Below are 26178 nucleotides of genomic sequence, written 5' to 3'. Positions count from 1 at the left end.
TCTTGAAAATCAATTTTTATTTCACTTCAACTAACGTTACAATTTTGTTCTTAAGCCCTTATTGAGTCTTACGTTAGGCAAACAATCTTGATAATTCTCTTGGATAAATGAGATTAATTTTTCTCTTACATCACAACGTAAATCCCAAATATCTGAAGCATCTTTTGCACTAAATGTCGCTCTAAGTTCCATTGTTTTTTGATCTGTTTTGGTTACTAATAATTTAGCAATATTATTATCCCATTTAGGGTGGTTAATTAAAATAGTTTTAAATTCTTTTCTTAATTCCTCTACAGGAAAGGTATAATCGACATAAAAAAAAACAGTTCCTATAATATCTTTAGAATTAAAAGTCCAATTAACAAATGGCTTATCATTAAAATAACTTAAAGGCAGCACCAATCTGCGCCAATCCCATATTTTAACAATAACATAAGTTAATGTAATATCTTCAACAACACCAAACTCCCCTTCGATTTCAACTTCATCATCAATCTTAATGGGTTGTGTAAACGCAATTTGAAAACCAGTAATAAGATTTGCTATAGACTTTTGAGCTGCAACACCTACAATAATCCCTATAACCCCAGCGGACGTTAAAATTGTAGTCCCTACTTTTCTAACACTCGGAATATTCCACAGTATAGACGCAATGGCAAGGGTTATAATTATTATAAAAGCTAGGCTTTTTAAAAACCGCAACTGCGTGAGTACTTTACGATCTTTAGCTTTATGATTCCCTTCTATCTCAAATTTAGTTTTTACAACCACTTCAAGTGCTTGTAAAAATGCAATTAAATTCCAAGTAAAACTTAAGATGATTAGTATCTCAATAGCCTTTTTCCAAAATTCCGTTAGATCTAACAATCCTATTGAACCATAAATAAATAAAAGCGGGATTAAAAACTTAGACGGTGTTTTAAGATGGTTTAAAATTTGTGATTTGAGGACTGTTGGTCTTTTTTTATTTATGACTTTTAATACTAAAAAAGCAACCCACTGAACAAAAAGACCCATTACTATGAATACTAAAATTGTAAGCATTGTTTTTAACCAAAGATCAGACAAATGCAATTTTGATACTATAGAATCCATAAATCTTATTTAGTTATTTTAAATCTACCATGCCATCTGTAATTCCTCGCGCTTCTAATACTGTCTTTGTTGTCGTATACCCTAAACTAAAAATGGCATCTATATTATTCATATCAAAAGTTCCATACTTATTGAGTTCTTCTGGTGAGATCACAAAATCACATAAGCCAAACTTATTGATAGACTCAGCTGCCACCTTAATTTTGTAGGCACGCTCTACAATCGTATAGGAATGCTTCAAGTCGTTTACCCTTATTTTTTTTAATGGATTAACGTAGACTCCAATAATTTTATCACAGAGAGGTGTTAATGGCTCGGTAGGAAAATTGTTAAGTGTTCCTCCATCTATATAATACGAACCATTAATTTCTGTAGGTGTAAAAACACCCGGAAACGAAGCCGATGCTATTACGGGTTTTATCAGTTGACCTTTATTAAAGATTTTTAAGGTTCCTTTTATAACATCAGTTGCTGTAATGTAAAGGGATTTCTTTAAAGAAGAAAAATCATCATCTGGAAGATACTTTTTAAGATCGTCATAAAATTTAATACTATCTAAAAAACCAGGTTTATTGTAGGCATACTTCTTGGTTTGAAACAGCGTTATCGTTTTAAAAAACGTGAGTATCTCATCCCAGGGCACGCCATTTGCATACAACGCACCAACAATAGCACCAGAACTTGTTCCTGCTATATGAGTAGCAACAATGCCATGTTCTTCTAATGCTTTTATAACTCCAATATGAGCAGCTCCTCTTGCACCTCCTCCAGATAACACTAACCCTAATTTCATAATCTCAATTTTCGTTCTAACAAAGATATTTGCTACACCTTAATTTTTAAATGATTTATATCATCTATAAGCGTTAATAAATGTTAAAACAAAGAACAGTTCTAATTCGCAATCGACTTATTTGTTCTGCAATTATCCCTACTTACTAAAAACCGAATTCAACAGAAAGACTGACTTTGGTCATATTCGGTTTTAGTCTTGAGTTGTAATTTTACATCAAAATTGGATTACTCATCTTTCTTCGTACAAATGAAAAATTGGATTAATATAATTTTAAGTAACATCGTAAACAGCATTGCTATTAGCATACTCATATTGCTCTGTAGTACTAGTATTTACGGGCAAGACAGACAAATAAGCCTCTCTGAAGCTTTAGAAATAAGCTACGCTCATAATGAAAAAATAAAACGCTATACCGAGCGTGTTCAGCAAAAAGTATATGAAGACAAGGCTGCAAACGGTAATTTTCTACCTTCTATTAATCTATTAGGAGGCTACACTTACTTAAGTGACAACATGGAAGTAAACACCTCACAAGTTAAAGGTTCTATAGATGATTTAGCAGGCAAGTATGGTGCTGCTTTTATTGGTAGCTATGGTGAAAGTTTAGGATTAGATTTAACTCCTGAAGCGGCATATGGCACCATCGTTAATGCCTTAGGGCAATTGCCCGCATATAACCTAGTTATTGATAATCAACAAATTCCTACAGCTGCATTAACAGCCACTCAACCCATCTATACTGGAGGTAAAATTATTGCTGCAAAAAAATATGCAAAAGCAGAACTTGAAACCTCTGAAATAGAGCTTAAACAAATTAAAGATGACATTGCCAATGAGCTCATCAATAGATACCTAACGGTTATTCTTCTAAAACAAATTATAAATACGCGTCAGCAAGTTTACGAAGGCATGTTAACCCACAAAGCACAAACCGAACGTGCCATTGAATTAGAGATGCTTCCAAAACATATTTTATTAAGAGCACAAGTAGCCGTTGCCGATGCCGAAAAGGATCTTAACAATGACAAAAACAAATTACAACTGGCTAAAATGGCATTACGGACTACCATGAATTTATCCGATGCTGTAGACTTTAAGGTTATGGATAGCATTAGGTATCAAGATTTGTATTTTGATTTTAATGAGCTTCTCAACACTGCAAATGCAAACCAACCTATTTTAGAATTAATCAATCAAAAAGAGATTATGGCAAAACAATCTCATGCCCTAGAGAAATCTAAGTTTATGCCCAATATTGCCGCATTTGGTACGTATAATATGTTTCGTGAAGACCTTCCTATAGTACCACCTAAATTTATGATAGGCTTACAAGCACAGCTTAATATTTTTAACGGCTTTAAGGATGTCAACAAATTAAAAGCGAGTAAACATTTACAAGAAGAAGTAAAAAATGCAAAAGCATACGCAACACAACAAATAAAATTGCTTGTTGAGAGTAATTACATGAACACTCTTAATCAACAAAAATTATACAACAGTCAATTAGCAACTGTAAAACTTGCTAAAGAAAATCTTAGAATTAATACCAGACGTTTTGAAGAAGGTTTAGGTAAATCTATTGATGTGATAGACGCTACTTTACTCTATGAAAAATCTAAAATAGAACAACTCGTTGCTTTAGATGGTTATTACAAAGCCATCGCTAGTCTTTATACTTCAATAGGACAACCCGAAAAGATAATACCAATTATAAGTAACCAATAATTATCATGAAAAAATCGCACATTATATTATCCATTCCTATATTAATAATTGTGTTCTCTATTGTATATTTTATAGTTAGATCGCCTTCAACCGAGGAAGAAATATATGTTGGAATGCTAGAAACGACTGAAGTAAACGTATCCTCTGAAATCCCAGGACGCGTTATGTCTATTTTAATTGAAAAAGGAAACACCGTTGAAAAAGGACAAGTTTTAGCAACCTTAGAACCCGATGTTTTAGAGGCCAGAAAAGGCCAAGCAGAAGGTATGGTCAAAGCAGCACGTTCGTTAATTGAAAAAGCCAAAACAGGGGCACGTAAAGAAGAAATTAACGCACTTCAAAATCAATACTTAATGGCTAAAAGTCAATTTGATTTCGCCGAAAAAACCTATAAAAGATATCAAGCACTCTATGCTGATAGTATTATCTCTAAACAAGAAATGGATGAAATTCAATTTAAATTTGATGCCGCAAAAGAACAAATGAATGCTGCTAAATCCATGTGGGAAATGGGTAAAAAAGGCACGCGAAAGGAAGATATCAAAGCAGCACAAGGGAGTTTTGAAAGCGCACAAGGTGCTTACAATGAAGTTGAAGCTTTCTATGACGAATTAAATATAGTTGCACCAACATCGGGCATCATTAGTAATCAAATTGCTGAAGAAGGAGAAGTTATGGCTTCTGGTTATCCGATACTAACCATACAAATTCCTGAAAAAATATATGCAATCTTAAATATCAGAGAAGATAATTTATCTGAATTTAAAATCGGAACGATGCATAAGGCTAAAGTACCTGGCTTAGATTATGCAACTGTCGATTTTAAAGTAACGTACATTGCACCTATGGCTAATTTCGCGACTTGGGTTCCTATCAAAGCCAAAGGGGAATATGAACTCAAATCTTTCGAGATTCACCTAAAACCACAAGATCGTATAGCGGATTTACGACCAGGAATGTCCATTCAAATTATTAAATAAGCAACGCTATCCATGAATTGGCCTGTATACCATATTTTTAAAAGGGAAATGCAACGCTTAGCACGGCAGAAATCCACGAGGAATTTATACTTAATTATTCCCGTCATTGTATTCATTTTATTAGGCTTAATATATTATAAAGGTGCACTCAGAGAAATTCCCATTGCGGTTTACGATAATGATAATAGTGCGTTGAGCAGAGCCTATATTAAATCATTAGAAGCATCTCCAAATTTAAATGTTACCTATTATAGCTCTTCAGAAGACAAACTAGAGCATATATTTGTTTCAAACAATGTTAATGGCATATTCTATATTCCAAAAGATTTTCATAAAAATGTTCTTAAAAGTATTCCTGTACAAATAAAGATTTATACAAATTCTACCAATATTGTATTTGGGAATCTACTTTATAAATATGCACAAGAAGTTACACAATTACTCAGTGCTGGAATCGTGGTTAAAAACATAGCGCCTTTAGGCATTAACCCTGATAAAATTCAAGGGACTGTCATGCCTATTGCTATAAACACGAAAGTTTTAGCTAATCCTCAATACAATTATGTATATTATCTACTACCTGGACTCGCTACAGTATTAATTCAAATGATCCTATTTTTTGCGGCCTCTAGAGCCTTTAATAATGAATGGAAACAAGATACTTACCCGGATTTATTCACTGCAGCCCATGGAAGCGTGGTAACCATGCTATTAGGTAAGTATTTGGCTCATTTAGTCTTTGGACTCAGTTTGTGCGGATTTTTATTTGCAATTGTATTTCCTATTTTCAGTATTCCGATTTATGGAAATATAGGCTCACTTTTGGTCTTAATGTTACTCTTCCTTACCGTTAATATAGCCCTTGGTTTCGGAATTTCATTACTTTTTAAAGATGAAATAATTGCTCTAGATATCGCTATTTTTTACAATTCACCTGCATTTGTATTTAGTGGTTTTACCTTTCCTATTTGGGCGATGCCTTGGTTTAACCGTTGGTATGCTGAAGTGATTCCTTATACTCACTTTTTAACCGGATTTCTTAAAATTTATCAGTTAAATACACCCTTCAAATTTATAATACCCGAACTACAGCAACTCGCTATATTCCTTTGTATTGCAGTAATCATAATCATTATAGGTTTAATCGTTAACAGAAAACATATTTTTCTGCAACCAAAAATGAGCACCATATGAACCTGAAATTAATTTGGCAATTACTCAAAAAGGAAGCCACGCAAATTTACAACGACCATAGTATTCTATTGGCCTTATTAGCAGCCCCTCTACTTTATTTTGCATTAATGGGTTCAACCTATTTTAATAAAGATGAAGAAAACGTTAGTGTTGGTATTGTTGATTTAGATCATTCAGATAGTAGTCGGGCCTTTATAAATAAAATTAATGCCACGCAGAAAGTGGATATTACACATACTTATTTAGATCTCAATGAAGCTAAAAATGGACTATATAGGTTTGATGTACAAGGATTAATTCATATTCCAAGTGGGTTTGAAAACAAACTTAAAGCTCATGAAAGTACTCCAATTGGCTTAATACTTAATAATTCTAAATTCCTATCTTCTAACGATATTAACAAAGCGGTTAACTTAGTAGCGATGGACTATGCCGTAGAATCACGCGAGAATTTTTTTAAGTCTAAAGAAATAAATCCGTCTTTAGCTGCAAAAAAAGCCCTACCTATTACTGCCCAAATTCATGCGGTTTATAACTCCACTAACAATTACGGTAATTTTTTATTACCAGCACTATTTATACTTATTCTGCATCAAACATTACTTATTGGTCTTTCTGAAAGTGTAGCTTTAGATCGTAAAAACAACCTAATTCCATTTATTTTTAATAATGTTCAGCTTAGTTTTCTCAATTATTTTTTTGGAAAAACAGGCTTCTATTTTCTATTGTATGCGGCCTATATCATTCTTACCTATTTTGTAGCATTTCCAATTTTTGATTTACCGCTTAATGGCTCTATGGTTACCTTAATTACCGTATCCTTCCTCTTTTTTATAGCCACTATATTTTATGGATGGTTTATATCTTCATTCTTTAAATCTCAAGCTAGAGCGATGGAAATTATGGCCTTTACATCCTATCCGGTGTTCTTAATTACTGGAATCACATGGTCTTTTAAAGACATGCCATTAGTATTACAGTTTATGTCTAACCTAATTCCTTTAAAGCCTTATTTCAGCTTCTTAAAGAAACAAACGATTATGGGGGTTGAGGGCAATCTGTATAGCAATGAAATTATTCATTTACTTCTATTACTATTACTAGGCTATATTGCAGCATTATTACGCTTTTATTACCTAAAAAAGCAGCTCTTAAAAAGAAATATAGAAGTCGTTTAACGTATTGAAATTTATAAACGACTATAGATAATTCACACACAACTTTTGAGATTGATCCCTTTTAGTCTTGATCCGTTTTAATATAATTAATGAAAAAAGCCCATAAACATTACGTTTATGGGCTTTTACAGGAACTTAAACATTCCTTGCGGAGAGTAAGGGATTCGAACCCCTGGAGGTGTGACCCTCAACAGTTTTCAAGACTGCCGCATTCGACCACTCTGCCAACTCTCCGTTAGCGGGTGCAAATATATAAACTATTCTTTAAAAAAAAATGATTTTTTGAAAAAAAAAGTCACAATAAAAATTATTTATTTTTAAAATACTGATTTACAAAAACTTATTTTTAATAAAAACAATTAATTTTTAGCAGGTTCGTTCATTTTCATTGTCCCTTGAGTTTTGAGTTGGGTATGCCAACTAAATGCCTCTTTAAGCATGTGTGGAGTATGGCCACCTAAGTTATATGCTTTTTCAAAGTACGCTAGTAATTGTGCTTTATAATCTGGATGCACACAATTTTCTATAATCACTTTAGCCCGTTCTACTGGTGCTAAACCTCTAATATCCGCTAAACCTTCTTCAGTAACTAAAATATCAACGTCGTGCTCTGTATGATCGGTATGCGAAACCATTGGTACGATATGAGAAATACGACCTTCCTTAGAAATTGAAGGACACGCAAAAATGCTAAAGTAACCGTTCCTAGCAAAATCTCCAGAGCCCCCAATACCATTCATCATTTTAGTTCCTCCAATATGTGTGGAATTAACATTCCCATAAATGTCAAATTCAATGGCCGTATTAATACCTATCACACCTAAACGACTTATAACTTCTGCTGCGTTACTAATATTCTGTGGACGTAACAAGAGTTTATCCTTGTACTTTTCAAAATTACTAAATATGTTATGCGAACATTCCTCGGTAACCGTTATAGATGACGCCGAAGCAAACAATAACTTTCCAGAATCAAAAAGCTCAAAAGTACTATCCTGAAGCACTTCAGAATACATGGTTAAATCTTTAAACCTACTCTTAGTAAAACCAGATAAAATAGCATTAGCCGTCTTACCAATACCAGCTTGTAAAGGGAGTAGTGACTCCGTTAATCGTCCTTCATCAACTTCTTTTTCTAAAAATTTAAGAATATGATTTGATATGGCTTTGGTTTTTTCATCAGGGGCAGAAATCACAGCAGGACTGTCTGGAACCTGAGTAAAAACTATAGCCGCTACTTTTTCTGGATCGACTTTAATATAATCATCACCTATTCTTGTATCCGAATGAAGCACAGGAATAATATCGCGATGTGGTTGTTTTTTTAAAAGTTTAATATCGTGAATACCCTTTAAGCTCTCTGGAAACGTAGTATTAATTTCAATAATTACTTTATCCGCTTTATCAACAAATATAGGAGAGTTCCCTACTGATGTTGTAGGTATAATATTTCCGTCTTCTGTTATAGACACGGCTTCAATAATAGCGATATCAATTTTAAATATATCAATATTTTGAAGCATATCTGCCGTTTGCCCTAAGTGTTGATCGACATAAAGCACCTCGTGATTATTAATACTTTTCCTTAAAGTAGGATCTGCCTGAAATGGCATTCTTTTATACAAAGCACCACTTTTTGCTAAATCAGCATCCGTATCATATCCCAAAGATGCCCCACTCAATACCGTTACTTTTAAATCTTCGTGCATTGCTCTTTCTGCAACTTTAGGCAGAACAGTCTTACTATCTCCTGCTTTGGTAAAACCACTAACACCTAAAACATCGTGATTTTTTATAAGCAAAGCGGCCTTTTCTGGTGTCTGAATTCTATCTAAATAAGGGGAATACTTAATCCTATCCATACTATTATATATTTTATAATTTTTGGGTTAAAAAATTTCCTATTTCATTATTATAACTCTTTAAAATGAGTTTTTAATAAATAGTGCCTTGCAATTTATGCAAGATATTTAATGTCTATTTATTAAAATAAGACAATATTTTATTAATTTAGTGCAAAACCTGTGTGATTATAAATTTTATGAATAGTAAGTACTATTTAACCGAAGTTGACAAGAATCCTGAAAGCATATTTTGTCATCTTAATTTAATAGGAGAAACATTTGTTGAACCTCATAGCCATACTAAAGGTCAATTTTTATACACCGAAGGAGGAGTCGTTCATGTTAAGACCAACACTAGAATGTATTATTTGCCAGCAAGACATTATATGTGGATTCCATCAGAAGTAAGGCATGCGATATACCCTAGTTCTCCTAAAGTCGTCATGAAAAACCTCTATTTCCCTATAGCATCCAATTCTGCTGAATTTTATACAAAAGAAGGCATATACCCTATTAATAACTTATTAATTGAATTGCTTCTATTTACTAAAAATTGGCATGGAGACATTACCAAATCACAAGAAAATAAATATGCTATTGTCCATGCTTTTAAGGCGCTTTTAGCACAAACCGTTTTTAAACCGTTACATCTGGAATTACCACATCCTACAGATGGAAGACTAATAAACATCACTAAATACCTTACAGATCAAATTCATAAGGAACATTTACTTCCTCAATTAGCATCGAATTTTAGTATGACTGACAAGTCACTCTACCGGTTATTTAAAAAAGACTTAGGAATGTCATTTATTAAGTATTACACCCAATTACGAATATTTAAGTCTTTAGAATATTTAATAAATTCCGACTATAATATTTCAGAAATAGCAAATATGGTTGGTTATAGTAGTTTACCTACATTCAGTAATACCTTTACTAAAGTGATGGGAAGAAGGCCTTCAGAATACAGAAAACCTAATAAAATTTATTTAGAACCTTAAAAGAAACCTTGTGTAAAACAGAATCTTTAAATGCAGACAGATTACAAACATCTATTTATAATACGCTTTTATTATTTAATAACCACTTCATACAATATGCCCTAAATTTGAAATAGATTTAGAAAATTATAGCTTTAACAGCACCAAAAAAAACAAACAACACATGAAAAAAACATATATCGTTTTAGGTTTTACAGCAGCAATTATAGGAACCATTCTTGCTACAACACCATTATATAAATTTGCTTTTACACCAATTGTTTTAGCTTTTGTCTGTGGTTTACTCATTTTAAACAGTTCTAAAAAACAAAATACCAAACCAAAAGTTATTCAATATATCTTTATATTAGTGATTATCTCCTTGAGTTTAACCATCTATAAAGGAGTCATTCACCCGCCTGAAATAGATCATACCAAACAGTTAGATACGCAAACCAATGAGAATGCTAGCGACTCAAAAGAAACTCCTAAAACGATTAAAACCAATAAAAATTTATAAAATTTCTCTCATATCTTAAGAATATTTTAAATCTAATTATCTTATTTTTGCTTAAATCAGTTAGTTAGATGAAAGTACTTATTGCTTCTGCACTCCTTTTTGTTGGGTCTTGTGCTACAATTAGGCATAGTGAGAAAATTAACAACTTAAAAAACAGCATCTCTTACAGTGATGAATCCATTGTTCACAAATACTTAAACACCATTACATCTGAAGAATTAAAAGTACATCTTGTAGAAGTGTCTTCAGATAAATACAATGGTAGAATGACAGGAGAAGAAGGTCATAATTTGGTTTGTAATTACATTAGAAACCACTATAAAAACAATCATATAATTGCACCTGAATCGTATCCCGATTATTTTCAAAAAGTACCTCGAACAGCCTTACCAAATAATCTTAACGCTTCACAAAATGTAATCGCTTTTATTGAAGGCGCTGAATTTCCAGAAGAATATGTCTATATCATGGCACATTCTGATCACGAAGGTATTGTAAATGGTGAGATTTTTAATGGTGCAGACGATAATGGATCTGGCACTTCTGCTCTTTTAGAAATTTCTGAAGCTTTTAACCAAGCGACTAAAGAAGGCCACCGTCCTAAACGAAGTGTTGTTTTTCTTCATGTTACAGGTGAAGAAGTGGGATTATATGGATCTAAGTTCTATTCTGAAAATCCCATATTCCCTATAGAAAATGCTATAGCTACATTAAATATGGATATGATTGGTCGTGTTGACGATCGGCACAAGGATGATGAAAACTACATTTATATTATTGGATCAGACCGAAAGAGTTCTGAGCTTCACTATATTACTCAAAAAGCCAATTCCACCTTTACCAATATTAATCTCGATTATCAGTATAACGATGAAAGTGACTCAAACCACTACTACTATCGTTCAGATCATTATAATTTTGCTTTAAAAGACGTTCCTGTAATTTTCTTTTTTAATGGCGAACATGAAGATTATACAAAACCAACAGACACTGCCGATAAAATTAATTATCCATTGTTAGAGAAACGTGCAAAACTCGTATTTGCAACCGCTTGGTATTTAGCAAACTCTAAAACCCGCTTAAAGAATGAAATTCTTTGATGTTAAAATTTGTTAAAAGCGCTAGACCAGTTACAAACCCTGCTCAATTTTCGTAATTTTAAAGCTGATTTTATTCGAAGTTACTTTTATAAGTCTCTTCGATTTACACAAACAATCCAATCACACATATTAAATGAAAAAAACACTATTCCTAGGCGTTGCTTTTGCAATTGTAACTAGCTGTGGCACGTCTTCAAAAAGTAGTGCTAACACAACACCATCAAATCAACTTGAAAACATTGATCCTACTCAATATGCTTCAACCATAACTTCTGAGGAATTAGAAACCATGCTCTACAAGTATGCTTCCGATGAATTTGAAGGTAGAAACACAGGTGAAAAAGGACAAAAAATGGCTGTAGAATACTTAAAACAAAAGTATATTACTATGGACATTCCGACTCCATTAGGTGGTGATGATTATTTTCAAGAAGTCCCATTAGAGAAACAAAAGGTTGCTGAAGCCAACGTTACGATTAATGGAAAATCATATAAAAGCTTTGAAGATCAGATTGTATTAGCCGTTTCTAAAAACCTTAACATCAAATTAGATACTATAGTTTATGTTGGTTATGGTATTGATGATGCTAACTATTCGGATTATAAAGACATAGATGTAAAAGGTAAATTTGTTTTAGCAAAAGCTGGCGAACCTAAAGACCGAGAAGGAAACTTTATCACTTCAGGAACTACAGATGCAACTAAATGGACCAATGGTCGTCAATCAATATCTAGTAAAAGAGAAGCTGCTTTAAACCATGGAGCTCAAGGTCTCTTATTTATGGATAATGATTTATTTTCTAGGTATGCAAGCTTTTATCAAAACCGTGCTGAATCTGGTGTTACAGGTCGCTTATCATTAAAAAGTAATGAGGAAGGCCTTACAATGTTAATGATCAATGACAATTTAGGTAAAGCACTAAATCCTACTATCGCAGAAGATGCAACTCCAAAAGACATCAAGGTCGATATTAATTTAGAAATTAAAAACAATTCTGAATCGATTACTTCTGAAAACGTTGTGGCCTACATTAAAGGTTCTGAAAAGCCAGATGAGATCGTAGTGATTTCTGCACATTTAGATCACGAAGGTATTAAAAATGGTGAAATTTATAATGGTGCAGACGATGATGGTTCTGGTACTGTAGCTGTTTTAGAAATTGCGCAAGCCTTTAAGATGGCAGAGAAAGCTGGTCATGGACCAAAACGCTCTATTTTATTTTTACATGTAACAGGCGAAGAAAAAGGGCTTTTAGGATCTAGACATTACACCGATAATGATCCTATATTCCCTTTAGAAGATACTGTTGCTGACTTAAATATTGATATGATAGGTCGAGTTGATCCTAAACGCGAAACAGGAACTAGAAATTACATTTACTTAATAGGAAGTGATAAGCTAAGTACCGAGTTACATAACATTTCGGAAGACGTAAACACAAAGTATATAAACATGGAATTGGATTATACCTTTAACGATGACAACGATCCAAACCGCTTCTATTACAGATCGGATCATTACAACTTTGCAAAAAACAATATTCCTGTGATATTTTATTTTAACGGAACCCATGATGACTACCATAGACCATCAGATACACCAGATAAGATAGAATACGACTTATTAGAAACTAGAGCTCGATTAGTTTTTTATACTGCTTGGGAAGTCGCTAACAGAAACGAACGACTTGTTGTAGATAAAGCTACCGAATAAAGCATAGCATATATATACCCAAAAAAAGGCTTTCATTAATTTGAAAGCCTTTTTTGTATTTCTTAATCCACAGTAGTTAAAACTATTTATTTCTGATATTCCCATTCGTTAAAACGAGAAAAACCTCATTTACTTTGGCTACAGCCTTAAAATGCAACGTTATAGTTTCAAAATAGTCATCTACAAAAAAAGCTTCTCTTTTCAGAGAAGCTTTGTAATTTGGGTGGAAGACCGGGTTCGAACCGGCGACTTTCGGTACCACAAACCGACGCTCTAACCAGCTGAGCTACAACCACCATTTTAAATTGGATTGCAAAGATAATTTATTTGTAATCTCTTGCAAATAGTTTTTGAAATTATTTTAGATCAAATAACGATTCTACAGCAACATATTTCTCAACTGTATAACCCTCAGCATGTTCCGCGCCAATTAATCGCCCTAAATTTCTTGCTCTATATTCAACACTGTCCGTGAAATTCTTGCTAGAAATTGGAGTTTGAGGCTCTTTACTCTCAGGATCAAAGAATTGTGTTTTATAAGCCAAAACAGATGCCACCTTTTTTTCTATAAAACCAGAGACATCAACAACAACATCGGGCTCTAAATCTTTCCATTGTATATAATGATAGACAGCTTTTGGTCTCCAAGGTTCTTGTACCGAACTTTCATCCTTAAAAGTAGTTTCAATCTTTTTTAAACCACTTAAAAAACAAGCATCACTAACCAGTTGGCTACCTTTAGGGTGATCTATATGCCTATCATCAATTGCATTACAAATTACAATTTCTGGTTTGTAATAACGAATCATTTTAATAAGCTCTAATTGATGCGTTTTATCATTTAAGAAAAACCCATCTGCAAATCGCATATTAATCCTAGCGTGTACACCAAGAATCTTAGCCGCATTAAATGCTTCTTCATCTCGAGTTTCTGCAGTACCTCTTGTACCTAGTTCGCCCCTAGTTAAATCTATTATTCCTACTTTTTTGCCCTTAGAAACTTCTTTTGCTAAGGTGGCTCCACAACTTAATTCAACATCATCAGGATGTGCGCCAATTGCTAATATATCTAGTTTCATCTCTTATTTTATGGTTTCTTAAACGTCAAAAATATTAAAAAGAAGGTAGATAATAGCTTTCTTTTTAATTCGCAATCGTTCTCGGTAAATAAATTTTATGGTTTTATCAAAATTATCTAGTCAATATTGAAAAATTCGTAATACCATAAAAGTATGACATTCGTCATAAATAATCCCTGAGATTGACTCTACCTTTACACTATTATTAAACGACAACGGCCTTATGACCTTAATGTTAACGTTATTATTTATTACTATTTCTTTACTTATTTATAAGACATTTAGCTTAGAAAACAACACCTTTTATAATAGGTCTTTAATACAAGTACTATCAATATGGTCGCATTAAAAAGAATAAGGAATTAATAATTTTATATCATGGAAACTTTACAAAACAACTCAATTATGAAAACAAGAGACCTTACAAAGTATGGACTTAAAGACACTAACGCACATTGGAATCTTTCGCCTGAAAAATTACAAGCCATTACTATTGAAAAAGGCATGGGAAAAGAAACAGCCAATGGAACTTTAGCTGTCAATACAGGTAAATTCACAGGACGTTCACCTCAGGATCGTTTTATAGTAAAAGATGATTATACCGCAGATAAAGTTTGGTGGGGCAAAACCAATAAAGCTATTTCTCAAGACAATTTTGATAAATTACAAACTGAAGTTACCAACTACTTGAGTGGAAAAGAAATCTATGTAAGAGATGCTTATGTATGTGCTGATCCAGAATATAAAACAAACGTAAGAACTATTGCCGAATACCCATGGTCTAGCATGTTTACTTATAATATGTTTTTAAGATGTGATGAATCTGAATTAGAAAATTTTAAAGAAGAGTGGTTAGTTCTTTGTGCGCCGGGATATTTAGCACCAGACCCAAAAGCTGTTGGCTTACGTCAGGGCAATTTCTCTATCTTAAATTTCACAAAGAAAATTGCTTTAATTGGAGGATCTGGCTATACTGGCGAAATTAAAAAAGGTATTTTCTCTTCATTAAACTTTATTCTTCCTGTTGAAAGAGATGTCTTACCGATGCACTGTTCAGCAAATGTTGGTGAGGATGGTGATACAGCGATTTTCTTTGGTTTATCTGGTACAGGAAAAACCACCTTATCTGCCGACCCATCACGTAAATTAATTGGTGACGATGAACATGGTTGGACCGCAAATAACAATATTTTTAATTTTGAAGGCGGTTGTTATGCAAAAGTTATTGACTTATCTGAAGAAAAAGAACCAGACATTTTTAGAGCTATCAGACCAGGTGCTATTCTCGAAAATGTAGTTTTTAAAGACAAAGGCGAAGTAGATTATATGGATAGTAGTATCACACAAAACACACGTGTAAGTTATCCTATCTATCATATCGATAATATTCAAAAGCCTTCTTATGCTGGTAACCCAACCAATATTTTCTTCTTAACTGCTGATGCTTTTGGTGTATTACCTCCGGTATCAAAATTAACCCCAGGACAAGCAGCCTACCATTTCATCTCTGGTTACACTGCTAAAGTTGCAGGTACAGAAGCAGGAATAACAGAACCTGTACCATCATTTTCTGCTTGTTTCGGAGAACCATTTATGCCTTTACACCCTACAGTTTATGCTGAGATGTTAAGTAAAAAAATGCAAGATGCAGGCGTAAATGTTTGGTTAATCAATACAGGCTGGAGTGCTGGTCCTTATGGTGTAGGTTCGCGTATAAAATTAAAATATACAAGAGCTATGATCACAGCTATTCTTAAAGGTGAATTAGAACATGTAACTTACGAACAACACCCAATATTTGGTTTATTTATGCCAAAAACGTGTCCTAATGTACCTGACGAAATTTTAGACCCAATTAATACTTGGGATAAAAAAGGAGCTTACATTAGTAAGTCTATACAACTAGCACACTCTTTTCACTTGAATTTTGAGAAATTTGCTAGTGAAGCTTCACAACAAATCATTGAAGGTGGCCCATTAATTGATGAACACCATCACTTAAACGACCATATTTAATAATAGTTCCATGACTAAAAAGAGCCTAGAAATAGGCTCTTTTTTTATATTATAATCGATTCATAACAATCAGACTAAACCAGATAACAACTGAACGGACGATACATCCCAAACTATTTCAATGCCGCTATAGCTTGATTGATATCACGCTTTAAATCTTTAGTTTCTTCAATCCCCACAGAAAAACGAATCAACTGATCACTAATACCAACCTTATCGCGTTCTTCTTGGGTTAACAGCGCATGAGATGTTAAATAAGGAGACAACATGGTACTTTCTACTCCGGCTAAACTCATCGATGATTTTATAAGTTTTAATTCCTTTTGAAATAAAAGTGCATCCAAACCATCACTTAACTCAAAGGATAGCATAGCACCAAATCCACTCATTTGAGATTTCGCTAATTTATATTCTGGATGCGATTTTAAGCCAGGATAATTTACTTTAGCTATTTTAGGATGCTTTTCTAACCATTTGGCTAATTTCATAGCATTCTTTGTTTGCGCTTTTACGCGCAATCCTAAAGTCTTCATGCTACGCTCTAGCATCCAAACGGTCATATCACTAAGGTTACCTCCAAGATTTTTACCCACATTCCAAATACGCTCAATATGCGCTTCGGAACTTGCTACTGCTCCTGCCAAAATATCACTATGTCCACCAAAATATTTCGTTGCCGAATGCATAACCATATCAACTCCTAAATCCATTGGGTTCTGATTTACTGGTGAAGCAAATGTATTATCAATAGATGTTAAAATTCCTTTAGTCTTTCCAAGCTTAGCAATAGCCTTAATATCTGTAATCGTTAATAAAGGATTTGAAGGCGTTTCAATATGAATCAATTTAGTATTGGGTTGAATAGCCCCTTCAAAATCTTCAACAGTATACCCATCGGTAAATGTATATGTAATACCGTACTTTGGGAATTCTTCTTTTATAAAATTAACCGTCCCTCCATAAATTGTATTCTGAACTACTAGATGATCCCCTTGTTTCAAAAAAGCTAAAAACATCGTGCTAATGGCAGCCATACCAGATCCAAAAACCAATGCCGTTTCAGTATGTTCTAAAGCTGCAATTTTCTTTGCTAAAAATTCTTGATTTGGTGTGTTAAAATAGCGTGGATAACGTTTAACATCAACATCTAAAAACTCGTAAGACGAGCTTAAATACATTGGTGACACGGCTCCTTTAAATTGTTCATCCTTAACCTCACCCACGTGGGTACAAATGGTATTTAAACCTAATTTCTTTTTAGACATAGCATATAATTATAAGCTATAAATTTAATGAAAAAGAAAACAAGTCTTCTGATATCCTTCAACAAAAAAAAGGGTTGACAACTCTCACGATTATCAACCCATTTAATACATTAAAGCTATTATAATTACTTATAATACTTCTTATACTGTCTATAAGATAAAACCCCAAGTACAGCAATTACACCTAATGTTATAGCGATAAATTTAAAACTTAATATTTGATCTCCACTCGCATAAGAATGCAGTCCTGACAAGTAAAAATTAACTCCAAAATAGGTCATAAGAATACTACCAAAAGCTATAATAGACATGAGATTATAAATCCAACGGCTTCTCAAACCAGGCACTAAACGCATGTGAATAACAAAGGCATAAATCATAATACTAATTAGCGCCCAAGTTTCTTTTGGATCCCAACCCCAATAACGTCCCCAACTTTCATTAGCCCACATGCCTCCCAGGAAGTTTCCGATGGTAAGCATTACTAAACCAACAGTTAGAGCCATTTCGTTGATGATCGTTAATTCTTTAATATTAATGAGCATACGTTCTTTATTCTCCTTATTGGTAAGAATCATCAGTAATAATGAGACAACTCCTAAAATCATTCCAATAGCAAAAGGACCATAACTAGCAACGATAACAGAAACATGAATCATTAACCAATAGCCTTGCAGTACAGGTTGTAGATTGGCAATAGCAGGATCCATCCAATTCCAATGAGCAACCATTAAAATCATAGAACATACAAAAGCCGATGCGGCCACCGTTAAGGTACTTTTCTTTACTCCTAACAATAATCCAAAGAGCATAACAGACCATGCCACATAAATCATAGATTCATAAGCATCACTCCATGGAGCATGTCCAGATAAATACCAACGTAATATTAAACCTCCTAAATGAAGAGCAAACAACCCTATAATGACACCAATTAAACTATTAATGGCAACATTAATCCATTTGCTTCTATATTTAAAAATCTGAATAATAATTAGAATAAACAATACAGTACTGGCATACATATACCAGCTGAATAAGCGTTTAAAAATATCATAATCGTTATAAAGAATTTCGGCGTTTATTTTATCGTCCGAAATCATCACTTCACTACCAAACTTTTGCTGCGTCTTTTTAATTCCGTTTAATAAATCTTCGGCTTTAGAATAATCTCCGGTTTGTTTTGCATTATTTAACGTTACTAAATAAGCGACAAAACCATTGTTAATAAAGTTACCGTATAAGGTGTCTTTTATTTTCTCTCTATAACCTTCATCTCTAAATTCTTTGGAAGAAATCCATTTATTATTCTCGTCGTTAGGGACTGGGAAAATTTTAATATTACGGCCTTCAATAGCGTCTGACAAAAGACTTAGACGATTATAAGTTTCCTTAACTTCTTTTTGAAATCCACTTGGCACTTGCGCTTTAAAAGATTCTTCAATATAAGGGCCTAATTTATTACGTCCATCTTCTGTAAAGAAATCGAGTAAACTCGCATATTTAACAGAGGTATCTAAACCAATTATAGATCTTATAGAATCTGCTTTTCTAGGTTTTAAGTAAATAATTGGCACGTTATACCAAAGCATTGGACTCTCTTGAATTGATAAAAATATTTGATCGGCATTAAAATCCTCATAAACATCATTTTTACTAATTTTTCGAAGCATTTCAGAAGCATATGTATGCATTGGCATCATACGACCACTATAATCTTGAATCACCATTTTAGAAAACTTCCTAGCATGCTCTTTTGGTGTAATGTGAACTCTAAGTATAGAATCTATTTGTTCTTTACTCGTTTTCTTTTGGTGATTATGCCCATCATCTTCCGAGTGCACTTGTGCAACACCTGAAAAACTGACTAAAAGCAAAATCATAGTCATCATTTTTGCTTTTTTCTTTTTCAATTTGCCAAGTTTGCTTCTTATATCATCAAACCGTGTATGCTTAGCAAACAAAATCGCCATTAAACCAAAATACAATAGCATATAACCTGCGTAGGTAATGTAAGTTCCCCAAAAATCGTGATTAACAGAAAGAATCGTTCCTTTTTCATCGGGATGAAAACTCGCCTGAAAAAAACGATAACCTCTATGATCTAAAACATGATTCATATAAACACGATAATCAAAATCTCCTTCTTCCTTATCTAAAACGGTAATTTTACTTTCGTAAGACGAATAGGCCTTTTCTGTGCCAGGATATTTTTCAGCAATAAAATCATTTAATTTAACTTGAAATGGCAGTTTTAGAACCTTAGGTCCATACTGCAATGCTATATCTAAGCCTCCTATATTAAATTCTTCCATAGCCGTATAGTTGCCAGGACCACCTAAAAGACCAACTTTTTTTGTTTCTCCATTTGCCGAAACACTTAAAACAAGTCCATCTGTATCGTTCTTTAAAAATTGTGCTTTTTTTACAACACCAAATTCACCTTTCACAATCGGTTTTGGTAATACCAACTGCATATTACCAATAATATATCTCGATCTAAGAATTAAAGGTTGTAAACTATCTTTTACCAATTTCCCCATAGCACGCGTTGCCATGGTCATATATTCGCCATCGTAAGGAGAGTTTATAAATAACCCTTCTTCGGTTTCCATGATATTAATTGCCCCCTCTTGAAACTTATTTAATGAGAATAAGACATTGTGCAAATTGGCGGTTTTACCATCTTCTAAAAAGTGATTGTGCGGTCCGCTTTCTCCAGCTTCTACAATCTTTAAATAACGTTTACCATTCTCATTTGGAATAATATCTTGTTCAGCTCCTTGTATAAATTCTTCGAGCTTAATCGTGACTTTGGTATCACCGTAATCAAAGGTTTTATCAAATTTGTTATCTAAACGTGGAGAAAAATCAACCTCCTCTTCTATTCTACGCTGTTGTAATTGACCATTAACTTTATAATCACCAACTATGCGTCCACCAATATATGTTTTTTGAGAAAAGAACTCACTTTCTGTAGCTCCTTCTCTTATAGGCATCATACCCTCAAAACCAATGTAACGGGTTACAAAAGCTCCTAACAATATTAGCACAAAGGATAAGTGTAAAATGAGTGTTGCCCATTTTTCTTTTTTATACAAACGGTATCTAAAAATATTACCTGCAAAATTGATAACAAAAAACACCATTATCGCTTCAAACCACCATGCATTATAAATTAATGTTCTGGTGTAAGGCGTTGGAGAAGTGTCCATGTTACGATCTAAAATAGTACCAGCAGCCATGGCAATGGCAAAGGCAATAAATAAGAAAGCAGTAAGTTTTGTAGAGAATAGGAAATTAGCGATTTTCTTTTGCATAGCTATAGGCGTTTTAAGCTCGCGCAAAGATATGACTTTTTAATTATTCTCAGTTTCAGTTTTACTCCTAAAACATGTTAAAGTTACAAATGTAAAATCGCTTATTTTTTTGTACTTAATTGCAGTATTCTATTTTGCTCTTCCATCAAATCCTTTAAATCAGAAAGCAATTGAATATCCTTTGGTGTCACAACTGTTTTATCTTTAGAATCGTGTGATTTATTACGAAGTCTATTCATAAACTTTACAATAATAAAAACTGTAAATCCTATAATCAAAAAATCTAAAAACACTTCAGATAACTTTCCATAAGCGATAGCTACTTCACTTGTAGTTACATTACCTGCTGCATCTTGAATGGCTTCTCTTAAAACCCACTTTCTGTTTTCAAAATTAACACCGTCGGTTAATAATGAAATCGGAGGCAAAATGACTTGCTTCGCTAAAACATCAATCACTTTATTAAAGGCCGCACCAATGATAATACCAATGGCCATATCCATCATATTTCCTTTGACGGCAAATTCTTTAAATTCCTTGAGAAGTTTCATCTGTGTTTTAATTTTAGATTTTTAAAACTACAAATTTATGATATGCTCATATATGTTTAGCTAGTTCTCGCAGCAAAAATAGTCATATACATATAGGTCCCCATTTTACGAGCTCTACGCTTTGCATTTTCAGCATAATCACCTTCAAATAATTCATCTATAGTTTGAAACCATAGGTTTAGCCACAAACCAAAATGCAATTCTGTGATAGTATTATGACATGCCGCATCTACTTTTTTATGAACTTCCAATGGATTTCCATAATATTTTGTTTTTAGAAATAAACTCGATTCCCAAAAGGTCGTAAGGCGTTCTAAATGTGCGTCCCAGTCTTTTATTACTTCATTGAAGAATGGCCCTAATATTTCGTCTTTTCTTACTTTTTCGTAAAATTTTGATACCAATAAAAAAACATCTTCTCTATTTTTTATGTCTGATTTACCCATAGAAATTAACATTTACAATCTATTAAATAGACTCATTCTTTTAATGTTACCCAAAGTTATTCTTTTAATCCCATTCTTGTGATTCTAAAATAAGAAATCTTATTATTTTTACAGCATGAAATCAATTGTACTACTTGGCGCTGGCAATGTAGCCACGCATTTATATAAAGCCTTTTCAAATTCTGAAAACATTGTAATTACCCAATGGTATAATCGCACACGCGCTTCTATCTCGTCTTATGCAAATGAGGTTGCCATTACAGACTCACTAGAAGAACTAAAAGAAGCCGACATCTACATTATTGCTGTAAGCGATGATAGTATTGCACAATTGTCTACCGATTTACCATTTACAAACCGATTTGTGGTTCATACTTCTGGAAGTGTGGCAATGCACGATTTAGACAAGAAAAATAAAATTGGGGTGTTTTATCCTTTGCAAACCTTCTCAAAAGAAGCTGAAATAGACTTTTCAGAAGTTCCGATTTGTATTGAAGTTTTCGAAAAAGAAAACCTACAACTTTTAAAAGATTTAGCTAAGGCAGTTGGCTGTAAATCTCATAAAATCACCACTGAACAACGCCAAACACTTCATTTAGCAGCTGTATTTGTAAATAATTTCACAAATCAACTTTATAGAATTGGTCATGAAATATGTGAAACAAAGAATATTGAATTTAAAATTATGCATCCTTTAATTGAAGAAACAGCAAAAAAAATTCAACAAATGTCTCCGTTTAGGGCACAAACAGGTCCTGCAAAACGAAATGATGAAAAAACAATTAAACGGCAATTAAAGCTGATAGAAAAAGACGAGCATGAAACAATTTATAAAATGCTAACGTCTTCTATAAAAAAGACCCATAACCTCTCAACAAAATCAGCAACAAAAACGTAAACCATGAACGACGATAAAAGTTATAAAGAATATTTAGCTAACATTACAACCTTTATATTTGATGTTGATGGTGTTTTAACCGATGGTACAATTACTGTAACTACTGATGGTGAAATGCTAAGAACTATGAATATTAAAGACGGATTTGCTCTAAAAACAGCTATTGATGCAGGTTTTCATCTCTGTATTATTTCAGGCGGTTCTAACGAAGGAGTTCGTAAACGTTTAGCAGCTTTGGGTATAAGAGATATCTTTTTAGGGGCTCATAATAAAATTGAGCAACTTAATTCGTATTTAGAACACTATCAGATTTCAAAATCAGAAGTGTTGTATATGGGAGATGACATTCCAGATTTCCCTGTTATGAAACTTGTGGGCTTACCGTGTTGTCCTCAAGATGCTGTTCCTGAAATTAAAGCCATTTCAAAATATATTTCTCATAAAAATGGAGGAAAAGGAGCCGTGAGAGATGTGATTGAACAAGTTTTAAAAGTACAAGGTAAATGGAATGGTCATTTTAATGCAAAATACGATTAACGTCTTAAGTATATTCTAACGTATATTTATAGTAAACAAAAAACATGTCAGCCGGTAGAAGACACAGTACAGGATTTGGATACATTGGTTTTGGTAATAGTCAAGCGACATTTAACCAAAAATCGGCCACACCGTTTTCTAAATACAAGGAAAAATTAGACCTTGAGGCGCATCTGCACTATAAAATGCATTTTTTGCACAAAGACTTAAGTAAAGAAGATAAGCAAAAAATTAAAGATAAAATTAGAAAACAAGAACTGAAGATTTTAAAAAAGACAGTTGGAATTAGTACAGTCCTTTTTATTGCCGTTGCGTTTCTTTTCTATTATCTCATCACTAAAATATTATCCCGTTAAGCCTCAAATGATTCACTTTCTTAATTTAATTCGTTGGAAAAACTTATTAATGATTGCATTAATGCAATATTTAGTAAAATATGCACTTTTATTACCATTTCAAGAAACTCATGGAGTATTGATTTCCTTGAATGACTTCAATTTTTTCCTTTTAGTTTTAGCTACAATTTGTATCGCTGCTGGAGGATATGTAATTAACGATATTTATGATGTTGAAACCGATAAAATTAACAAACCCAACAAACTCATAATTAATAACTATATCACCGAAAAGCATGCAACAACAGCATTTATTATACTAAATATCATCGGAGTTGGTTTAGGTTTCTACCTATCTAATGGCATAGGTAAACCCGAATTTTTTGTTATCTTTTTTGTCACTTCGGCATTACTCTATATGTATTCTTCATTTTTAAAACAAATCGCCCTAGTTGGTAATATAGTCATTTCAATAGTGGTTTCGTTAAGTGTTTTATTAGTGGGTATTATGGAATTAATTCCTGTAATGACGGAACACAACAAAGCCATTCAGTCCACATTTTTAAATATCATTAGAGATTATGCCCTTTTTGCTTTTATGATTAATCTCATTAGAGAAATTGTAAAGGATATTGAAGATATTGACGGTGATTACAAAGCTGGCATACAAACGCTACCAATTCTTTTAGGAAGAGAACGCAGCAATAAAATTGTTTTTATATTGTCTTTAATTCCAATCTTTTCTATTATATACTACGTTATTACCTATTTATACAAACAACAATTAGTCGTTGGCTATTTTTTAATCGCTGTGATTGCCCCTTTAATTTATGTTAGTATAAAACTATTTAATGCCGAAAGTAAAGCACAGTACAAGCATATTAGTACCGTTCTAAAACTAGTGATGCTAACAGGTATGCTATCCTTATTACTTTATAATTTTATACTAAAATAAAAATGCTAAAAGACCGTCTTAAAAATTACCATATAATTTTGGCTTCGGCATCACCTCGTCGTCATGCATTTTTAAAAGCGATAAATCTCGATTTTACAATTGAACTTAAACCTGTTGAAGAAATTTATCCAAAACATTTAAAGCGAGAAGAAATCACCGATTTTTTGGCAAAACTAAAAGCAAAACCCTTTTTAGAAGGGCTTCAAGAAAAAGATATTCTCCTTACTAGCGACACCATTGTTTGGCTCGATAATAAAGCCATTGGAAAACCAAAAGATGAAGCAGATGCTTTTAAAATGATCAAATCACTAAGCAACAAAACTCACGAGGTCGTTACCTCGATTTGCTTCACTCAAAACAATAAGCAACGCATTGTAAATACCACGACTAAAGTGACCTTTAAATCGCTATCAGACGCAGAAATTCAATATTACGTTAGCACGTACAAACCTTTAGACAAAGCTGGCGCTTATGGCATACAAGAATGGATTGGAGCTATTGGTATCACTAGTATTGAAGGCTCTTATAATAATGTCGTTGGCTTACCAACACATTTACTTTACGAAACGTTAAATATCATTGCAGACGGTTTTTAGAACCTTATCTTTATTACAACGTTATTAAACATATACTATCATGTGTTTAAGACTATAAAATAAAGATATTATGGTACCATATTTTTTAAACTCTAAGCAGTTACTCATTATAAGTTCATTGTTATTTTTAGTTGTCAATTCTTGTAAAGAAACCCCAACAACGCCACCTAAAGCCCCAGTCATTTCTGAGGCAAAAACCGAAACGCTACAGCCAAAAACACCATTATCAAATGATTTTAAAGCCTATTGGTACGATGGTGAGGCAGAAATCACGTCTTATAAACTAGAACAAGCACGCTACGGAGAACTACGAAAAGGGACCGCTGTTTTAGTCTTTGTTACCGAAGATTTTTTACCAGAAAAACAAGTTAAAGCCGATAATTATGATCAAAAAAACATTCCGGTTTTAAAAGTGAACGCCACAAAAAATTTTAATACAGGGATCTATCCATATTCTATTATGCAAAGTACCTTTTATCCTGTTGCAGATAATCAAAACGCTTTAAAAATTTCAGTTTCGGTACAAGAATGGTGTGGACAAACCTATACACAACTTAACAATCGTGATGATTTTGAAATACAGTCGCATTCCTATTTTCAGAGTCAAGCAGACCAATCATTTCACATCGAAAAAGCCTTAACAGAAAATGAATTGTGGGCCAAATTAAGAATCGATCCAACACGTCTTCCTGTGGGCGAAATAGAAATAATTCCTGCTTTAGAATATCTTAGATTATATCATGAAGACTTTAAGCCTTATAAGGCTTTTGCCCGTTTACAAAACGATAGTTACACCCTCGCCTATCAAGACTTAAACCGAACTTTAAAAATAAATTTTAATCCTAATTTCCCTTATGACATTCTAGGTTGGGAAGAAACGACGAGCTACGAAGTCGATGGTTCAGAACACCCTTTAACCACCAAAGCATCAAAATTAGAAACCTTAAAATCTGACTATTGGAATAAAAAAAGTAATGCAGATTTAAACCTTAGAGATACTTTAAAATTAAAATAAACCTTAGCGTTTCTCAATTATATTTGCACTGCTAAA

23 protein-coding genes and 2 tRNA genes are annotated in these 26178 nt (G+C 33.1%); 15 read left to right on the top strand and 10 right to left on the bottom strand.

The window, feature by feature from the left end; all coding sequences use genetic code 11:
- Window positions 1-36: 36 nt before the first annotated feature.
- Window positions 37-1095 (bottom strand): mechanosensitive ion channel family protein, encoded by a 1059-nt coding sequence (locus ACXGSQ_RS09995; protein WP_458626055.1) that lies wholly within the window; start codon window positions 1093-1095, stop codon window positions 37-39.
- A 13-nt stretch (window positions 1096-1108) separates the two neighbouring features.
- Entirely contained in the window at window positions 1109-1888 is a 780-nt protein-coding gene (locus ACXGSQ_RS09990) for a patatin-like phospholipase family protein (RefSeq protein WP_458626054.1), read from the bottom strand.
- 249 nt (window positions 1889-2137) lie between these two features.
- Here ACXGSQ_RS09990 and ACXGSQ_RS09985 point away from each other — a divergent pair, with 249 nt between their 5' ends.
- Genes ACXGSQ_RS09985 through ACXGSQ_RS09970 form a run of 4 tightly spaced genes read left to right on the top strand, consistent with a single transcriptional unit; the run spans window position 2138 to window position 6968 of the window.
- Window positions 2138-3616 carry a TolC family protein gene (locus ACXGSQ_RS09985; RefSeq protein WP_458626053.1) on the top strand — a complete coding sequence of 493 codons (1479 nt, stop codon included), beginning with the start codon at window positions 2138-2140 and terminating at the stop codon, window positions 3614-3616.
- A gap of 5 nt (window positions 3617-3621) precedes the next feature.
- A complete protein-coding gene (locus ACXGSQ_RS09980) occupies window positions 3622-4596 on the top strand; it encodes an HlyD family secretion protein (protein WP_458626052.1) in 975 nt (324 codons plus the stop codon).
- Window positions 4597-4608: 12 nt separating this feature from the next.
- Complete coding sequence (locus ACXGSQ_RS09975; RefSeq protein WP_458626051.1) at window positions 4609-5790, top strand: ABC transporter permease; 1182 nt, start codon at window positions 4609-4611, stop codon at window positions 5788-5790.
- The gene (locus ACXGSQ_RS09970) at window positions 5787-6968 is read left to right on the top strand and encodes an ABC transporter permease (protein ID WP_458626050.1); all 1182 of its coding nucleotides are present in this window, start codon (window positions 5787-5789) and stop codon (window positions 6966-6968) included. Before ACXGSQ_RS09975 ends, ACXGSQ_RS09970 begins: the two co-directional genes overlap by 4 nt.
- A gap of 149 nt (window positions 6969-7117) precedes the next feature.
- Here the strand turns inward: ACXGSQ_RS09970 and ACXGSQ_RS09965 are convergent.
- Window positions 7118-7202, bottom strand: a tRNA-Ser gene (locus ACXGSQ_RS09965).
- A gap of 125 nt (window positions 7203-7327) precedes the next feature.
- On the bottom strand, window positions 7328-8830 hold the full coding sequence (locus ACXGSQ_RS09960; protein WP_458626049.1) for a succinate CoA transferase: 1503 nt from the start codon (window positions 8828-8830) through the stop codon (window positions 7328-7330).
- A gap of 179 nt (window positions 8831-9009) precedes the next feature.
- Between ACXGSQ_RS09960 and ACXGSQ_RS09955 the strand changes: the two genes are divergently transcribed.
- The 4 genes from ACXGSQ_RS09955 (at window position 9010) to ACXGSQ_RS09940 (ending at window position 13129) form a co-directional block, all read left to right on the top strand.
- Window positions 9010-9816: an AraC family transcriptional regulator gene (locus ACXGSQ_RS09955; protein ID WP_458626048.1), complete on the top strand. Its 807-nt coding sequence runs from the start codon at window positions 9010-9012 to the stop codon at window positions 9814-9816.
- Window positions 9817-9979: 163 nt separating this feature from the next.
- The gene (locus ACXGSQ_RS09950) at window positions 9980-10315 is read left to right on the top strand and encodes an FUSC family protein (protein WP_458626047.1); all 336 of its coding nucleotides are present in this window, start codon (window positions 9980-9982) and stop codon (window positions 10313-10315) included.
- A 68-nt stretch (window positions 10316-10383) separates the two neighbouring features.
- Window positions 10384-11415 (top strand): M28 family metallopeptidase, encoded by a 1032-nt coding sequence (locus ACXGSQ_RS09945; RefSeq protein WP_458626046.1) that lies wholly within the window; start codon window positions 10384-10386, stop codon window positions 11413-11415.
- Between the two features lie 133 nt (window positions 11416-11548).
- Window positions 11549-13129 (top strand): M28 family peptidase, encoded by a 1581-nt coding sequence (locus ACXGSQ_RS09940; protein WP_458626045.1) that lies wholly within the window; start codon window positions 11549-11551, stop codon window positions 13127-13129.
- A 221-nt stretch (window positions 13130-13350) separates the two neighbouring features.
- Here the strand turns inward: ACXGSQ_RS09940 and ACXGSQ_RS09935 are convergent.
- Both ACXGSQ_RS09935 and bshB1 read right to left on the bottom strand, forming a co-directional pair.
- Window positions 13351-13426 (bottom strand) — tRNA-His (locus ACXGSQ_RS09935).
- A gap of 59 nt (window positions 13427-13485) precedes the next feature.
- Window positions 13486-14208, bottom strand: a complete 723-nt coding sequence (gene bshB1 / locus ACXGSQ_RS09930; protein WP_458626044.1) for a bacillithiol biosynthesis deacetylase BshB1 — start codon at window positions 14206-14208, stop codon at window positions 13486-13488.
- Window positions 14209-14613: 405 nt separating this feature from the next.
- On the opposite strand from bshB1, the gene pckA reads away from it, so the two are divergent.
- The gene (gene pckA / locus ACXGSQ_RS09925; protein ID WP_458626043.1) at window positions 14614-16224 is read left to right on the top strand and encodes a phosphoenolpyruvate carboxykinase (ATP); all 1611 of its coding nucleotides are present in this window, start codon (window positions 14614-14616) and stop codon (window positions 16222-16224) included.
- A gap of 113 nt (window positions 16225-16337) precedes the next feature.
- Here the strand turns inward: pckA and ACXGSQ_RS09920 are convergent, their stop codons facing one another.
- The 4 genes from ACXGSQ_RS09920 to ACXGSQ_RS09905 all read right to left on the bottom strand — a co-directional run bounded on the left by ACXGSQ_RS09920 (window position 16338) and on the right by ACXGSQ_RS09905 (window position 21806).
- On the bottom strand, window positions 16338-17489 hold the full coding sequence (locus tag ACXGSQ_RS09920; RefSeq protein ID WP_458626042.1) for a trans-sulfuration enzyme family protein: 1152 nt from the start codon (window positions 17487-17489) through the stop codon (window positions 16338-16340).
- A gap of 125 nt (window positions 17490-17614) precedes the next feature.
- Window positions 17615-20809, bottom strand: a complete 3195-nt coding sequence (locus tag ACXGSQ_RS09915) for a cytochrome c biogenesis protein (RefSeq protein ID WP_458626041.1) — start codon at window positions 20807-20809, stop codon at window positions 17615-17617.
- A gap of 101 nt (window positions 20810-20910) precedes the next feature.
- Complete coding sequence (mscL, locus tag ACXGSQ_RS09910; RefSeq protein WP_458626040.1) at window positions 20911-21360, bottom strand: large conductance mechanosensitive channel protein MscL; 450 nt, start codon at window positions 21358-21360, stop codon at window positions 20911-20913.
- A 56-nt stretch (window positions 21361-21416) separates the two neighbouring features.
- Window positions 21417-21806, bottom strand: a complete 390-nt coding sequence (locus ACXGSQ_RS09905) for a group III truncated hemoglobin (protein ID WP_458626039.1) — start codon at window positions 21804-21806, stop codon at window positions 21417-21419.
- A 115-nt stretch (window positions 21807-21921) separates the two neighbouring features.
- On the opposite strand from ACXGSQ_RS09905, the gene ACXGSQ_RS09900 reads away from it, so the two are divergent.
- From ACXGSQ_RS09900 to ACXGSQ_RS09875, 6 genes are all read left to right on the top strand, one after another.
- Window positions 21922-22704, top strand: a complete 783-nt coding sequence (locus ACXGSQ_RS09900; protein WP_458626038.1) for a Rossmann-like and DUF2520 domain-containing protein — start codon at window positions 21922-21924, stop codon at window positions 22702-22704.
- 3 nt (window positions 22705-22707) lie between these two features.
- Complete coding sequence (locus ACXGSQ_RS09895; RefSeq protein ID WP_458626037.1) at window positions 22708-23241, top strand: KdsC family phosphatase; 534 nt, start codon at window positions 22708-22710, stop codon at window positions 23239-23241.
- Between the two features lie 44 nt (window positions 23242-23285).
- Window positions 23286-23597, top strand: a complete 312-nt coding sequence (locus ACXGSQ_RS09890; protein WP_458626036.1) for a hypothetical protein — start codon at window positions 23286-23288, stop codon at window positions 23595-23597.
- Window positions 23598-23604: 7 nt separating this feature from the next.
- Window positions 23605-24531 (top strand): geranylgeranylglycerol-phosphate geranylgeranyltransferase, encoded by a 927-nt coding sequence (locus ACXGSQ_RS09885; protein WP_458626035.1) that lies wholly within the window; start codon window positions 23605-23607, stop codon window positions 24529-24531.
- A 2-nt stretch (window positions 24532-24533) separates the two neighbouring features.
- Window positions 24534-25127, top strand: coding sequence for a Maf-like protein (locus ACXGSQ_RS09880; protein WP_458626034.1), 594 nt, complete (start codon window positions 24534-24536; stop codon window positions 25125-25127).
- 70 nt (window positions 25128-25197) lie between these two features.
- Window positions 25198-26142 (top strand): septum formation inhibitor Maf, encoded by a 945-nt coding sequence (locus ACXGSQ_RS09875; RefSeq protein ID WP_458626033.1) that lies wholly within the window; start codon window positions 25198-25200, stop codon window positions 26140-26142.
- Window positions 26143-26178: the final 36 nt, after the last annotated feature.

The sequence above is a fragment of the Winogradskyella sp. PC D3.3 genome (assembly GCF_054366245.1).
Note: the sequence above shows the minus strand (reverse complement) of the source record. Positions and strands in the feature narration are given on the sequence as shown.